Source organism: uncultured Winogradskyella sp. (genome assembly GCF_947498345.1).
Classification (GTDB): Bacteria; Bacteroidota; Bacteroidia; order Flavobacteriales; family Flavobacteriaceae; genus Winogradskyella.
This window is the reverse complement of the sequence record NZ_CANMJY010000003.1, coordinates 18139-33674: the sequence shown is the minus strand read 5'-3', so window position 1 is coordinate 33674 and position 15536 is coordinate 18139. Positions and strand designations below refer to the sequence as shown.

Sequence of the window (15536 nt, the reverse complement as noted above, 5' to 3'; positions counted from 1 at the left end):
ATTAAATTCTTTGTTATGCGAACCCTTATTCTTGTTTTATTTTTCACCACCTGGATTAATGCACAGACTACTGTAGAAAAAATAAATGAACATTGGATTCTAAAAGTTGATGGTCAGCCATTTAATATTAAAGGGGCTACTTTTGGTTACGACAAAGATGTAAATAATTACGATAATTATTTCAAAGATTTAAAGTTTTTAGGCGTTAATACAGTTAGGACTTGGGCTACAGGTAAAAATACGAAAGCGCTACTTGATGCCGCACAAAAGCATGATATTAAGGTGATGGTTGGTATATGGATGCGACATGGTCGACCTGGAATGGAAGATGATGACCATTTCGATTACCTTACAGATACTGAGGGCATGGAAGTAATGTATAGAACATCTATTGAAGTGGTTGAGACTTACAAGAGCCATCCAGCAGTTTTAACTTGGGGAGTCGCTAACGAAGTATACCTAAACATGGCTACAGATGAAGAAAAAATGGCTTACTCAAAGTTTTTAGAACGGGTGTGTAGTCAAATAAAGACCTTAGATTCTAATCATCCAATTACCTCAGTTGAAGCTTGGACATTTGGTTTGGATTGGTGGGAAAAATATGTCCCTTCAATAGATATTTATGGATTAAACAGTTATGGTATTGGAGCTAACTTTCTTCAAGAAGAATTAGATAAAAGAAATATTGACAAGCCTTATATTGTTACAGAGTTTGGCGTTACGGGAGAATGGGATATTAAAAATGAGAAATACGGAGTTAAGGTAGAACCTACAGATACTGATAAGTATGATGCCATTGCTAATGGGTATAAGAATTGGATTGCTAATAAAGAAAAATGTTTGGGTGTATATGTATTTCATTACGGTAGTGGTAATGATTTTGCCAGCGCATGGCTCTTAACACATTTTAATAATAGTTATAGACCACAATATTGGGCTATTAGAGAAGCTTATACAGGTAATCTACCTAATAATTATGTTCCTAAAATCGAATTTTTTGAATTACCTGAAAAAACTTACAAAAGTGGTACATGGATACCTGTAAATTTAAAAGTGTCTGATGCCGAAAACGAAAGTCTGGAAGTCAACTTTTCTTACAATCAACGCACAGGTAGTAGAAAACGTAGAAATCAGATCAATGCAATTAACCACAGAGGGAATCTCAGCGAAGGATTTGAAATTCAATTGCCAGAAGAACATGGAGCGATAAAGGTGTATGTAAATGTTAAGGATAGTTCTAATAACCTAGGTATGGCTTCTAACGCAATACAAGTTATTGACGAAAAAGCAAAGGCAATAAAATTTAAAGTACCTAAAGTGAGCTTACCTTTTTATATTTATAATAACGGTGAAGAATTACCTTATCTCCCATCTGGATATATGGGTAACTATAAAGCCATGGATGTTGATTTAAATTCTAAAGATGAAGCACATACCGGGAAAACATCTATTAAAATTAGTTATAATGCTGTAGGTGATTGGTATGGACTTGCTTTTGTTGATCCTGCAAATGATTGGGGAGACATTCTTGGTGGCTATAATATTAGTGGTGCTAAAACATTTAGTTTCTGGGCAAAAGCTAGTTTTGATGATGTCTATGCCACCATTGGATTTGGATTGATCGATGCGGATAAACCATTTCCTGATACTGCTAAGAAATCTATCGAGATAAAGCTGACAAACCAATGGAAAAAATATACGATAAAAACTAAAAAATTAGATTTAAGTTGTATTCGTTCAGGCTTGGTATTATTCTCTAATGGAAATGGGTTTCCTTATAAAATTTATATAGACGATGTGGTTTTTGAGTAAATTATAATTTATCTAAAATCAATGGTGCAACTTTTAGATTGTCCAAACCATTTTACACGATTTTTCGATGCCGTTTTATATATAAAATCTCTAAACATTCTTGGGACAAATGCTAATAAGGCAGCAACACGTTGCCATTTAGGTATTTTTGATACAATTTTTAAGAACCCATCAGAATGAGTTTTTACACCATTTTCGTCAATTAATATAACCGTATCGAGTTGATCTGTTGGAAAACCATATTTTATCAATAAATTTTGCCCATATTGTGATTGAAAGGCTACAAATTGAAATAAATCCTCTGGAGCAAATTTTAATAACCATCCCACAACACCATTACATAGGTTGCATTCTCCGTCAAAAATTATGATATCTTTTTTTAGGTAATTTTCCATAATACGCTTATTTATAAATCAATAGACGTAACTAACGTTTTAAACTTTCAAAACTATTTTACTTTATAGATAATTTATGATAATTATCAGTAGCACATAGCTCTAAAAGCTGTATCTTAGATAAAGGAATTATTAATTAAAACAAGTAAGATTATGACGGTAAATTTTCAATATGTAAACACAGATGTAAGTGAAACATTATCAGAATTCACAAGAGATAAATTAGAAAAATTAGCTGATAAGTTTGAGTTTTTAATTTCAGCTCAAGTCTATATTAAGCACGATGATAAAAATTATGATGCGGGTAAGATATGTAATATAGAATTAAGCTTGCCTGGACCACGAATTTTTGCTACATCTAATGAACCTTCATACGAAATGGCAGTCAATGAAACTATAAATGATTTAACACGCCAATTAAAAAAGAGAAAAGAAGTATTCAAAACACACTAATTATTTATAAAACGTTTTTGACGTTTATTATATAGGAGGGTTTGCTGTTTTATCTGTGATGATAAGGCTCGTTTTTCAAAATAGTAAACCCTCTATATAATTGCTCTATAAAAAATAAACGTACCATTTGATGCGAAAACGTCATTTGAGACAAGCCCAACTTTCCATTTGCTCTTTTATAAACAGTTTCCGAAAATCCATAGGGTCCACCAATAACAAATATTAAAGTTTTAATACCAGAATTCATGCGTTTTTGTAAATAACCAGAAAAAGCAATAGAATTTATTTGTTTACCATTTTCATCTAAAAGAATAACCACATCAGATTTTTGTATTTTTGATAGAATAAGATCACCTTCTTTATCCTTTTGTTGTGCTTCTGAGAGATGCTTAACGTTTTTTATATCTGGTATAATTTCAAAATTAAACCGAATATAATGGCTTAAACGTTTAGTATAGTCTTCAATTAAAGTTTGAAGATTAGCGTTGTCGGTTTTGCCTATGGAGATGAGTTTTATTTGCATATTCAAATTTACGATTTACAAATTACCATTTTTTTGATTTTTTTAAGTCAGAATTCATAAATCTAAAAATCGTATATCGTTAATCAATTTCCTATTTTTACACTAAATAAGAGTTACATGATTTCAAAAGCACAATTCGACAAAGAAATAGAAGGTATTATTATTAATGCCATAAGAGAAGATGTTGGTGATGGCGATCATAGCTCATTGGCATGTATACCAGCTTCTGCTATGGGAAAAGCTAAACTTTTAGTAAAAGATGAAGGTGTTATTGCTGGCATTGAGTTTGCAAAGCAAGTATTTGCTTATGTAGATAAAGACATGAAAGTTGAAACCTTAATCAAGGATGGTAGCGAAGTAAAGTATGGAGATATAGCTTTTTATGTAGAAGGAGCTTCGCAATCTATTTTAAAGGCAGAGCGTTTGGTTTTAAACGCCATGCAACGTATGAGTGCTATTGCTACTAAGACTAAAAAGTTTGTTGATTTATTAGAAGGCACAGGAACCAAAATTTTAGATACGCGTAAAACTACTCCCGGAATTAGAGCCATAGAAAAATGGGCTGTTAAGATTGGTGGTGGTGAAAACCACAGATTTGCACTTTATGATATGATAATGCTAAAGGACAATCATATTGACTTTGCAGGTGGAGTTGCAAAAGCTATCAATTTAACAAAACAATATTTAAAAGATAACAATCGAGATTTAAAGGTTATTGTTGAAGCACGTAATCTTGAAGAAATTAAAGAAATACTAGACTGCGGAGGTGTGTATCGTATTCTTATAGACAACTTTAATTATGAAGATACCAGAAAAGCAGTTAAACTGATTGGTAATCAGTGCCTAACGGAGTCCTCTGGTGGTATTAATGAAAAAACGGTGAGACATTATGCAGAATGTGGAGTAGATTATATCTCATCAGGTGCATTAACACATTCGGTTTATAATATGGATTTGAGCCTTAAGGCTTTGTAGCATGACTAAACATATTGAAGATAAACTAGATAAAATTCCGATACTTAATTTAGTCGTTCGCTTTTTTAAGCAGATTAGATTGCCAGGGTTTGAAGGTTTGTCTATTTACGATTTGTTGGAGCTTTATATTATGGGTATTGTAAAAGGTGCTTTAACCACAAGAGCAAGTGCTATTGCGTTTAGTTTTTTTACAGCGATATTTCCATTTTTATTATTTGTAATTATCATAATACCCTATATACCGATTGCTGATTTTCAGGCTGAATTTTTAGATTTTTTAAATTCATTTTTACCTCCCCAAACCTCAGATTTCTTTTTCTCAAATATTTTTGAAAACATTAGTGGTGGAGCAGGAGCAGGCTTAGTTTCATCGGTATTTCTACTATCTATGTTATTGATGGCTAATGGTGTCAATGCAGTGTTTTCTGGTTTTGAAAATTCTTATCATGAGCAGTTAACACGCAATGTATTCCAGCAGTATATGTATGCGCTTGGTGTAGCCTTGATTTTAGCTTTTTTAGTATTACTTACCGTGGCATTTTTTGGATATTTTCAGATTTATATCATTGCGCCGATCTATGAGGTTTTTACTGGAGAAGAGGTTGTTGATTCTGGTGTGGGTTGGTTAATATTTGCCAAGTACATGTTCTTTGTTGTTATGGTTTATTTAGCAACCGCTACCTTATATTATTTTGGTACAAAAGAAGGACGTCATACACGGTTCTTTTCAATAGGTGCGCTTTTAACCACCTTACTTATTATACTCACTTCATATTTATTTGGTATCTACATAGATAATTTTTCTCAGTATAATAAGTTATATGGTTCTATAGGAGCACTTTTAATATTGCTTCTATATCTGTGGTTGAATTCGAATATTTTATTATTGGGTTATGAGTTAAATGCCTCTCTAAGACGATTACGAAAAATCAATAACAATGAATAGACTTTTAATTGGTATACTTTTTTTAATAGGATGTAATCTTATTTCTGCGCAAAGTGTTTTGGGTAAATGGAAAACTATAGATGACGAAACAGGTAAAGAAAAGTCTATAGTAGAGATTTATGAGAGTGATGGAAAGATTTATGGGAAAATTATTGAATTGCTCAATCCATCTGAAGAAAACCCAAAGTGTTCTAATTGTGAAGGTTCTAAAAAAGATCAATCTATTTTAAACATGGTCATTATTGAAGGATTAGAAAAAGGGGATGATGTTTATGAAGGAGGTACCATTCTTAATCCAGAAAATGGAAAAACCTATAAATGCAGATTGAAGTTAGAAGACGATAAAGGCAAACTTCAGGTTAGAGGTTATGTAGCTTTCTTCTACAAAACCCAGTATTGGAAGCGTATAGAATAGTGACTTACTTTCTAGATGTCATATTACCCATTCCGCTTCAAAAAGCATTTACGTATCATATTACTAAAGCTGAAGCGCAATTCCTTAAAACAGGAATGCGAATAGCTGTACCTTTTGGTAAAAGTAAAATATATACGGCTTTAGCGTATAAGATTCACAATAATCCACCAACATCCTACGAGGCAAAGACTATTCATCAAATTTTAGATGAAAAACCCGTAGTTACTGAAATCCAATTAAAACATTGGGAATGGATTGCTAATTATTATATGTGTAGCTTAGGTGAAGTTATGCGCGCAGCAATGCCTAATGCCTTTATTTTAGAAAGTGAAACCATTATCTCTAAGAATGAAAAAATTGATATTAAAGATTCAGAACTAAAAGATGATGAATTTTTAATTTGTGAAGCCTTGCAATATCAGACATCGTTAAAGATTCAAGATGTGGTTTCTATTTTAGATAAAAAGCATGTGCTGCCTGTTATTAATGGTTTGGTTGAAAAGGGTGTATTGCACCTTCAAGAAGAGCTTTACGAGAAATACCAACTAAGGCTGGTACGCTATGTAAAACTTCATGACCATCACAAATCCGAAGAAAAATTACAAGAGCTTTTAGAGATTCTAAATAGAGCACCTAAGCAACGCGAAGTTATTTTAACCTTATTTACGCTTGAAGCTTCAGAAAATAAGCCCATAAAAGTATCGGAGTTAGTAAAACGAAGTGGAGCATCTTCTTCCATCGTAAAAGTACTTATAGATAAAGGGATTTTAGAAGAATACCATATCCAAACGGATCGTATCCAATTTGTAGGTGATGGGGAAGCAGATTCTAAAATATTAAATGAAGCACAATCTTTGGCGTTTCATGCTATTGAAGCTGAATTTAAAACCAAATCCGTAGCCTTATTGCATGGAGTTACTTCATCTGGTAAGACAGAGATCTATGTACAGTTAATTCAAAAACAACTGGAGTTAGGGAAGCAAGTTTTGTATTTATTACCGGAAATTGCACTTACAACACAACTTGTTCAACGCCTACAGGATTATTTTGGTGATAAGGTAGCTGTTTTTCACAGTAGATATTCTGGTAATGAAAGGGTAGAAGTATGGAACAATATGCTCAACAATTCTGAAAAAACTCAAGTGGTTATTGGAGCACGTTCGTCATTACTATTACCATTCCATAGTTTAGGCTTAATCATTGTAGATGAAGAGCATGAGCAATCGTATAAGCAATTCGACCCAGCACCTAGATATCATGCCAGAGATGCAGCTATAGTATTAGCGAATATGCATCAGGCTAAGGCATTATTAGGTTCTGCGACACCAAGTCTAGAGAGTTATTTTAATGCGAGTCAGGGCAAGTATAGTTTAATAGAATTAAACACACGTTATAATAATGTATTGATGCCAGATATTGAATTGGTAGATCTTACTGATAAGTACAAACGTAAACGTATGAAAGGCCATTTCTCAGACCGATTAATTGAAGAAATGACTGAAACTTTGGAGCAAGATTTTCAAATTATATTATTTCAAAATAGAAGAGGGTTTTCTCCTATTGTAGAGTGTATTACATGTGGTAATTCGCCACAATGCCCTAATTGTGATGTAAGTTTAACCTATCATCAATACAGAGATCAACTACGTTGCCATTATTGTGGCTATAATTCAGCGATGTTAAAAAGCTGTCAAGCTTGTGGTAATGCAACTTTAGATACCAAAGGTTTTGGAACCGAACAGATAGAAGAAGAAGTTAAAGTCTTATTTCCCGAAAAAAAAGTTGCGCGTATGGATTTAGATACCACACGAGGCAAATATGGTTTCGAAAAGATCATTAATAGTTTTGAACAGCGTGATATTGATATTTTGGTAGGAACACAAATGCTTACCAAAGGATTGGATTTTAGACACGTAAAACTGGTTGGGATTATGAATGCTGATAACTTATTGAACTTCCCTGATTTTAGAGCCCATGAGCGTAGTTACCAATTAATGGCTCAAGTCTCAGGTAGGGCTGGGCGTACAGATATAAGAGGCAAGGTGCTGATTCAAACCTATAATCCACATCATAATATTTTACAGCAAGTTTCTACTAATTCGTATAAGGATATGTATGCTGAGCAAATGAATGATCGCTACAATTATAAGTATCCACCGATTTACAGATTAATTAAAATCACCTTCAAACACAAAGATTATAATCGAGTGAATCTTGCTGCAGATTGGTATGCAAAGTCATTAAGACATGTATTTAAGGCTAATGTGCTTGGTCCAGAGTTTCCACCTATTTCCCGAATACGTAATTTATACAACAAAAATATTTTGGTTAAGATTCCTCAGAAGCAATCTTTAGCAAAAACAAAGGAGGCAATAAAAAAGATTGATAGTAGTTTTAACGCAGTTAAAGATTTTAGATCTGTAAGGGTGATACTGAATGTAGATAACTACTAGTGAAAATTTTCAATCCAAAAAAAGACGTAAAGGATACTTAATTTCCTGCACTTAATACAGCCCAATCTTCTTTATAGGGTACTGCTCCATAAAAAAGCGAAAAAGCATCTAGTCCATTGGAATCGTTCAACCTTCTTTGCACATACGAGCTGTCTTTTATTTTGAATTGAGATTTGTTAATTACACCATAATAACTATTGCTTACAATGATATTGTCACCATTTTTAATTCGTGTTCTTAATTTAGTTTTGTAATCTCCTTTGTATTTTGGCATTAGAACTAAACCAAATTCGTTTGGTCTTATAATTAAATGCCAATGTCCATTTCCACAAAAATCCCAAGCTTTGGCTTCGATTGGTTTCCAAGAGTTGTAGTTGTCTATGTCTTGAGCTTCTTGTATTCCAAATACGTGAGAGTCTTTTCCGAATAAGATTTTATTTGTGGCAGTTGAATTTACCAAATAAACAGGGTAATAGTTAAAGTATGCAATACTTTCATAGCCAAACCAATTAAAAAATACGGTCGTTTCGTAATCAGTAATAAGTTCAAGACCACTTTGGTTTATTTTTTTTAAATCCTCAGACTTTTTTACATTGATATTGTAAAGTGAAGTGTCTTTCTTTTTCGGATTTATATCTATGCTGTCATTAAATTTAAATTTGCCTATAAAGGTTGGGTATACTGAAGTTAAGTAATTCACTTCATGCTCGTATTTTCTAATGGAGTCGCGTTCAAATAATTCACTGTTTACTACAACAGGAAGTTTAAATTCGCTTTTTTCTGTCTCGATATCTTTTTTATTGCAGCAAATAAAAAAATAAGATGATAATAAGAAGATGGTTATGGTTCTATTCAAAATATGGGTTCTTAGTATTAATACCAACGTTTGTTTAGAACTAAAATTTTAAATGAGTAATAAAAAACCCCAACATTTCTGCTGGGATTTTTATAGATTATAATGTAATGCTTTAAATGATAAAGTAATATTTTTACATATTATTCAAAGCATCTACAAGCTGGGTCTTTTTATTTCGACTCAATGGAATCTCATAAGCACCAACTTCAACATTTTTACTATTAAAACGGTCAATTTTATCTAAATTCACAATATAAGATTTATGAATTCTTAAAAATTTTCCTTCAGGTAATTCTTTTTCAAAAGCTTTCATGGTAGATAATACTACCAGGCTGTTTTCTTCTGTTACGACTTTTACATAATCGCCTAAAGCTTCAATCCATTTAATATCCTTAATATAAACTTTACGTTTTTTAAGGTTACTCTTTACAAAGATGTGTTCACCATCAGTTTCGTTAAAGTCTAATTTTAATTTGTGCTGCTCAATAGCTTTTTCTACGGCAGTATTAAAACGTTCTTTTGTGATTGGTTTTTGAAGATAGTCGGTAGCATCGTAATTAAATGCTTTAAAAGCATATTCGGTTTTACCTGTAACAAAAATAATTTGGGGTTTGTTGTTGAGTACATCTAATAGCTCAAAACCGTTTAATACAGGCATCTCTATATCTAAGAAGATAAGATCTACTTTGTGTGTATTAAGACCGTTTTTTGTTTCTAACGCACTGCTGTACTCTGCAATAAGGTTAAGCGAAGAATGATTCTCGATTAACTTTACTATAGAAAGACGCTGAATCGCAGAATCATCAACAACTACACAGTTTAAAGTCATAACATTAATATTTTATTAGGTTAAGATATCGACAATAGTACGATAAATTCGGTTAAAAAACAAATTTTACCGACAAAGTGTAAAATTTAACATAATTATTTAGTCATAAAACGGTTCGTAATTTTACTGGTAAAAACGTTGCCAGAATTAGAATTAATGCGTATTTTTGCAGCCGTTTTAACAATAAACAAATTTAATTTTTATGAATCGTTACGAAACTGTTTTCATCTTAAATCCCGTTTTATCTGAAGATCAGATAAAGGAGACAGTAAAGAAATATGAGGATTTCCTCGTTTCTAAAGGAGCAAAGATGACCGCCAAAGAAGATTGGGGCTTAAAAAAATTAGCATATCCAATCCAAAACAAAAAGAGTGGTTTTTATCACTTATTTGATTACACTGTTGCTGGAGAAGCAATTGAAGATTTAGAAGTAGAGTTTAGACGTGATGAGCGTTTTATGCGTTACTTAACTGTAAAATTAGACAAGCACGCTGCGGCTTGGGCTGATAAGAGAAGAGATAGAAACAAACAAAAAGCGTAATTTATGTCATCAATAGAACAACAAGCAAAAGGAAAAAAGGATGGTGAGATCAGATATCTTACGCCTTTAAATATAGAGACTTCTAAAACTAAGAAGTACTGCCGTTTTAAAAAGTCTGGTATTAAGTATGTGGATTATAAAGACCCAGATTTCTTATTGAGCTTTGTAAACGAGCAAGGTAAATTATTGCCAAGACGTTTAACAGGAACGTCTTTAAAATATCAAAGAAAAGTATCTGTGGCTGTAAAGAGAGCTAGACATTTAGCTTTAATGCCATACGTTGCAGATTTATTAAAATAAAATATCATAACAATGGAACTTATATTAAAACAAGACGTTGAAAATTTAGGATTTAAAGACGATATTGTAACAGTAAAGAACGGTTATGGTAGAAATTTTTTAATTCCTCAAGGTCATGCTGTAATGGCTACTGCTTCTGCTAAAAAAGTATTGGCAGAGACTTTAAAGCAAAGAGCATACAAAGAAAAATCAATTATAGAAGCTGCACAAAAAACTGCTGATGCTTTAGCTGAACTTGAAGTTAAAATTACTTCTAAAGTAGGTGCTGGTGATAAACTTTTTGGATCTGTAAATAATATAGATTTAGCAGATGCTTTAAATAAAGAAGGTCACGAAGTTGATAAAAAATACATCAATGTAATAGGTGGTAACGTTAAGCGTTTAGGTAAATATAATGCTGTTATCAGATTACACAGAGAAGTTTCTGTAGACTTACCGTTTGAGGTTGTTGCAGAAAAATAAACACACTCGTTAAATAATTAAAAGCCGTTTAGTTCTCTAAACGGTTTTTTCATTTTCATACTTTATGAAACGATTTATACTATTATTTGTAGCTATTTGTCTCTTTAGTTGTAAAGATTCTAATGTCGAAAAGACAACATCGGCTGTAAAAACATCAAAACTCATTGAAGTTTTTAAAGCCACAAAAGTGGATTATCCAAATATTAGTGTGCATAGAGGTGGAAAAGGTTTAAAAAACTATCCTGAAAACTGTCTTGAAACTTTACAGTATGTAAATGATAGTATTTCTGCAATCTACGAAGTTGATATTGCGCAAACTAAAGATGGTAAACTTATCTTGATGCACGATAATTCTATAGATAGAACAACAAACGGGAGTGGCTCTGTTAAGTATATGACTTATAATCAGCTAAAAAAGTATAATTTGGTTGATGATTTCGGAACAGTAACTAAATTTAAAATCCCATTATTTTCTAAAGTTTTAGAGTGGTGCAAAATCAATAATGTCATTTTAACTGTAGATATTAAGCGTAGTGTAAAACAAGAAGATGTTATAAATGCTATAAAAGATGCTAAAGCTGAGCATGTCTGTATCATTATAACATACGACATAGTACAAGCACAATCGGCATATAATTTAGCACCAGAACTACTATTATCAGTTTCGGCAAGAAATCACAAAGAATTTGATAGGCTTCTAGAAACTAATATACCTGTTGAAAATATGCTGGCTTTTACTGGTACAAGATTGTCTAATAAGTCTCTATATAAAAGACTTCACAAAGAAAATATTGTGTGTATTTTAGGAACTCTAGGCAACTTAGACAGGCAAGCTGAGGCTAGGGGTGATGGGCTTTATGAGCAATGGAAGAATAAGGGGGTAGATATCATTGCAACGGATAGACCTTTTAAAGCCTATAAAGCAATTAATTAAATTTAAGATTCTGAAACAAGTTTAGAATGACAAGAAGATGAAATATACAAGATTAACAAAAGAACAATTTGAAGAATTACATCAAGAATTCATTAATTTTTTGGCAACAAAATCCATAACCGCTGACGAATGGGAGGATATTAAAACAAACAAACCCGAAGCAGCCGAGCAAGAACTCGATGTGTTTAGTGATTTGGTATGGTATGGTGTTTTAGATAAGGTTGAATATTTGGAGCATATTTCACCAAACCAAATACATCTTTTTAAATGCAAAGCTAATGATATGCATCTTATTGCTTTAAAGCTTAAAGAAGATAAAGTAGATCTAACTACAAAAGAAGGGTTTCAATGGTTAAGAGATAATCTACTTTCTGATGATATAGAGTTTTTTAATGCAAAAAAAGAATATTCTGATGATAAGTATTTGGATATTTTTAAACTGATTCAACAGGGTGCTAATATTACAAAGGGTGAATTGTTTCAGTATTTTGAGAAGTTGATAGGGCAGAAAGATTAAAAGCATCTACTTTGCTCTTTTCGTTCTTTTAGTCTCTTTTTTTTTATGTGGTCTTTTTGCCTTTTTACGGATGCAAATTTCCTATGATGAGGTAATGGTTTATGAATAGCTTTATCTACATCATCAAGTAATAAATTTCTGAAAAAAATATTTATTTTATTTAGAACTTTAATCACAATTACTCATATCTCAAGGATTCAATAGGATCTAAGCGTGCCGCTTTTGTTGCAGGATACAAGCCAGATATTACAGCCACAATAAATGCTATGCTTGTTGCCCAGATCATGGCTACCCATGGAGTTGAGAAGTCAAGTTCAAAGCCTTTAGAAACGCTCCATCCAATGGCGATGCCTAACAAAATGCCAAGAATTCCTCCAAGTTGGCCAATAATAATCGTTTCCATAAAAAACTGAAAAGCTATAGTTCTACGTTTAGCGCCTAAAGCTTTGCGTACACCAATTTCTCGTGTACGTTCACTTACAGAAACCAGCATAATGTTCATCAAAGCAATAGTAGAACCAAATATGGTAATTATACTAATGATCCAGGCAGCAATGTAAAGTGTACTTGTGTTTTCTGCAACGCGGTTTATTAAATCATCACTACGTTCAATACCAAAATCATTATCTTCAATTGGGTTAAGACCTCTAATATTTCTAAAAGTTAAAATGGCTTCTTCTTGAGCATTTTCAAGCATATCGTTTTTATCTACCTTGACACTAAGGGTATAATTTATATTTGGATTGGTAAAAATAGAACGTGCTTTTTGTATGGGCATAATTACCCTTAGATCCTGATTATTTCCAAACGTAGAGCCCTTTTCCTTTAATACACCAACAACCTTAAATTTAGAACCTCTGATACTGATGGTTTTATCTATGGGGTTTACATCTGGGAATAAGGCTTTTTGCAAATCGCTACCAATGACACAAACGGCATTACTGTTTTCAACATCAAATACATTTAGCGAACGACCATTATCGATTTCGAGTCCAGAATTTTCAATAAAATACTCGTTAGATCCAATGATCTGCACCTCTGGATCAGTTTTTTTATTGTCATATTTAACTTCGGCGGCTCTGGTACCTGTAAACGATACAGCAACCTTGGTAAAAGGATAATCGTAATTATCTTCAAAATCCTTTACGTTTCTGTAATTAATAACCGGATTTATCTTTTGACGCTCTCTACTACTTTGACGCTGGTTAGAGAACTCATAACGCTGAAAGTTAAAGGTATTGGCACCCATAGACGAGAAACTACCAGAAATGCTGTTCTGTAAAGCCGAAACACAACTTAAAATACCAACCAATGCCATAATACCAATAGCAATGATTAAAACAGTTAAAATTGTACGGAGTAATTGACTTTTAATAGAGCCAAAAGCAATTTTAATATTCTCTCTGGTCAGTGAAAACATAGATTTTTTATAGTTAATTGGGCTGTTTAAAAGTATAAGACGCTTTAAGCTCTATAAAGTTACTATAAATTTGAAATTACTTGGCTATGCCTCTAAAATTTATAATATTTTTGTGATTAGTTTTAAATCTCACCAAGTGTCACACATGTTACAGTCAAAGTGATTTTTAAAACACGTAGAGTTTCATTTAAAGAGACTCCCGCTTTTGCGGGAGATGAATATGGCACAAAAACCAAGTATACCAAAAGGCACCAGAGATTTTAATGCAGAAGCGGTTGCAAAGCGCTCCTATATCATAGAAACGACTAAGGAACAATTTCAGCTATACGGATTTCAGCCTATAGAAACTCCAAGCTTTGAAAACTCGGAAACCTTAATGGGTAAATATGGAGATGAAGGAGATCGTTTGATTTTTAAGATTTTGAATTCTGGTAATTTCCTTTTTGAAAAGAATACAATAGAATTACCCGAATCTCTAAATACTCTTATGCTTAAATCTTTAGATGAATTAAGCATTTCTGAAAAGATAGAACTTAATAAGTTTACTGATGGAATATCTGGCAAAGCCCTTCGCTACGACCTTACAGTACCTTTTGCACGTTACGTGGTACAACACCAAAATGATATTGTATTTCCGTTTAAACGCTACCAAATACAACCTGTTTGGCGTGCAGATCGCCCACAAAAAGGTCGCTTTAGAGAGTTTTACCAATGCGATGCAGATGTGGTTGGCTCAAAGTCGTTGTTTCAGGAAGTAGAGTTTGTGCAATTGTATGACGCTGTGTTTAACGCTTTAAAGTTAGATGGTGTTACCATAAAAATTAATAACCGTAAAATACTATCTGGTATTGCAGAAGTTATTGGCGCCCAGGATAAGTTAATTGATTTTACGGTAGCTTTAGATAAGCTCGATAAGATAGGAGAGGAGAAGGTAAAAGAAGAAATGCGCAGTAAGGGTATTTCTGAAGAAGGTATATCTAAACTTCAGCCTTTATTTTCATTAAAAGGGGATTTTGGTAATCAGGTAAAGAGTCTAAAATCTATTTTAAGTGTTTCAGAAATTGGCCTAGAAGGGATTAAAGAGCTCGAATTTATAAATACAGCCATTTCAAACTTAAAATTAAAAACGGCCACATTGCAGTTAGATGTGACACTAGCGAGAGGTCTTAACTACTATACAGGTGCGATTTTTGAAGTTTCAGCACCAGAAGGTGTAAAAATGGGCTCTATTGGTGGTGGAGGTCGTTATGATGATCTAACGAGTATTTTCGGAAAACCAGATACCAGTGGAGTAGGGATAAGCTTTGGCTTAGATCGTATTTACTTAGTATTAGAAGAGCTAGGCTTATTCCCTAATACCATAACTGATGCTACCAAAGTGTTATTTATCAACTTTGGTGAGAAAGAAGCACTCGCCTGCTTAGAAGCTGTTACGCAGTTAAGACAGAAAGGTATTAAAGCTGAGCTATATCCTGATGCTGCTAAAATGAAAAAGCAAATGACCTATGCCAACCGTCGTAATATTCCTTATGTGGTTTTAGTGGGTAAAGAAGAGCTAGAGTCTAAAATGTTTACTTTAAAGACTATGGAAACAGGAACACAAGAAAAGCTCAAGCTACAGGATTTGCTACAAGCATTACTATAGAATAATCAATATTGTTATAAATAAAAAGCCCTGAATAACTCAGGGCTTTTTTGTAGGTTA

At 32.8% G+C, this 15536-nt stretch carries 17 protein-coding genes; 12 read left to right on the top strand and 5 right to left on the bottom strand.

What is annotated here, in order from left to right; all coding sequences use genetic code 11:
- The first annotated feature begins 15 nt into the window (after positions 1-15).
- Positions 16-1812, top strand: a complete 1797-nt coding sequence (locus Q0912_RS05000) for a glycoside hydrolase family 2 TIM barrel-domain containing protein (protein WP_299112664.1) — start codon at positions 16-18, stop codon at positions 1810-1812.
- Positions 1813-1820: 8 nt separating this feature from the next.
- On the opposite strand, the gene Q0912_RS04995 is transcribed toward Q0912_RS05000, so the two are convergent.
- Entirely contained in the window at positions 1821-2207 is a 387-nt protein-coding gene (locus Q0912_RS04995; protein ID WP_299112662.1) for a DUF393 domain-containing protein, read from the bottom strand.
- Between the two features lie 153 nt (positions 2208-2360).
- Between Q0912_RS04995 and Q0912_RS04990 the strand changes: the two genes are divergently transcribed.
- Positions 2361-2660, top strand: a complete 300-nt coding sequence (locus Q0912_RS04990) for an HPF/RaiA family ribosome-associated protein (protein WP_299112661.1) — start codon at positions 2361-2363, stop codon at positions 2658-2660.
- Positions 2661-2709: 49 nt separating this feature from the next.
- On the opposite strand, the gene rlmH is transcribed toward Q0912_RS04990, so the two are convergent.
- Positions 2710-3183, bottom strand: a complete 474-nt coding sequence (gene rlmH / locus Q0912_RS04985) for a 23S rRNA (pseudouridine(1915)-N(3))-methyltransferase RlmH (protein WP_299112660.1) — start codon at positions 3181-3183, stop codon at positions 2710-2712.
- Positions 3184-3300: 117 nt separating this feature from the next.
- On the opposite strand from rlmH, the gene nadC reads away from it, so the two are divergent.
- From nadC to priA, 4 genes are read left to right on the top strand one after another with little or no spacing between them, the layout of a single operon-like run.
- Positions 3301-4158, top strand: coding sequence for a carboxylating nicotinate-nucleotide diphosphorylase (gene nadC, locus Q0912_RS04980; RefSeq protein WP_299112659.1), 858 nt, complete (start codon positions 3301-3303; stop codon positions 4156-4158).
- A gap of 1 nt (position 4159) precedes the next feature.
- Entirely contained in the window at positions 4160-5104 is a 945-nt protein-coding gene (locus Q0912_RS04975) for a YihY/virulence factor BrkB family protein (protein WP_299112658.1), read from the top strand.
- Positions 5097-5519, top strand: coding sequence for a DUF2147 domain-containing protein (locus tag Q0912_RS04970; protein ID WP_299112657.1), 423 nt, complete (start codon positions 5097-5099; stop codon positions 5517-5519). The genes Q0912_RS04975 and Q0912_RS04970 overlap by 8 nt, the downstream gene beginning before the upstream one ends.
- Positions 5519-7972 (top strand): primosomal protein N', encoded by a 2454-nt coding sequence (gene priA / locus Q0912_RS04965; RefSeq protein WP_299113173.1) that lies wholly within the window; start codon positions 5519-5521, stop codon positions 7970-7972. The genes Q0912_RS04970 and priA overlap by 1 nt, the downstream gene beginning before the upstream one ends.
- Positions 7973-8009: 37 nt before the next feature.
- On the opposite strand, the gene Q0912_RS04960 is transcribed toward priA, so the two are convergent.
- Together Q0912_RS04960 and Q0912_RS04955 are read right to left on the bottom strand one after the other, a co-directional pair.
- Entirely contained in the window at positions 8010-8828 is an 819-nt protein-coding gene (locus tag Q0912_RS04960) for a hypothetical protein (protein ID WP_299112656.1), read from the bottom strand.
- 133 nt (positions 8829-8961) lie between these two features.
- Entirely contained in the window at positions 8962-9657 is a 696-nt protein-coding gene (locus Q0912_RS04955; protein WP_076620930.1) for a LytTR family DNA-binding domain-containing protein, read from the bottom strand.
- Positions 9658-9859: 202 nt separating this feature from the next.
- Between Q0912_RS04955 and rpsF the strand changes: the two genes are divergently transcribed.
- The 5 genes from rpsF (at position 9860) to Q0912_RS04930 (ending at position 12411) form a co-directional block, all read left to right on the top strand.
- The gene (gene rpsF / locus Q0912_RS04950; RefSeq protein ID WP_299112655.1) at positions 9860-10198 is read left to right on the top strand and encodes a 30S ribosomal protein S6; all 339 of its coding nucleotides are present in this window, start codon (positions 9860-9862) and stop codon (positions 10196-10198) included.
- Between the two features lie 3 nt (positions 10199-10201).
- Complete coding sequence (rpsR, locus tag Q0912_RS04945; protein WP_299112653.1) at positions 10202-10498, top strand: 30S ribosomal protein S18; 297 nt, start codon at positions 10202-10204, stop codon at positions 10496-10498.
- 12 nt (positions 10499-10510) lie between these two features.
- On the top strand, positions 10511-10960 hold the full coding sequence (rplI, locus tag Q0912_RS04940; protein WP_299112652.1) for a 50S ribosomal protein L9: 450 nt from the start codon (positions 10511-10513) through the stop codon (positions 10958-10960).
- Positions 10961-11024: 64 nt separating this feature from the next.
- Positions 11025-11894 (top strand): glycerophosphodiester phosphodiesterase family protein, encoded by an 870-nt coding sequence (locus Q0912_RS04935; protein WP_299112651.1) that lies wholly within the window; start codon positions 11025-11027, stop codon positions 11892-11894.
- Between the two features lie 37 nt (positions 11895-11931).
- The gene (locus tag Q0912_RS04930; protein WP_299112650.1) at positions 11932-12411 is read left to right on the top strand and encodes a DUF6495 family protein; all 480 of its coding nucleotides are present in this window, start codon (positions 11932-11934) and stop codon (positions 12409-12411) included.
- Between the two features lie 178 nt (positions 12412-12589).
- Here the strand turns inward: Q0912_RS04930 and Q0912_RS04925 are convergent, their stop codons facing one another.
- The gene (locus tag Q0912_RS04925) at positions 12590-13831 is read right to left on the bottom strand and encodes an ABC transporter permease (RefSeq protein WP_299112649.1); all 1242 of its coding nucleotides are present in this window, start codon (positions 13829-13831) and stop codon (positions 12590-12592) included.
- Positions 13832-14051: 220 nt separating this feature from the next.
- On the opposite strand from Q0912_RS04925, the gene hisS reads away from it, so the two are divergent.
- The gene (hisS, locus tag Q0912_RS04920) at positions 14052-15476 is read left to right on the top strand and encodes a histidine--tRNA ligase (protein WP_299112648.1); all 1425 of its coding nucleotides are present in this window, start codon (positions 14052-14054) and stop codon (positions 15474-15476) included.
- The last annotated feature ends 60 nt before the right edge of the window (positions 15477-15536 follow it).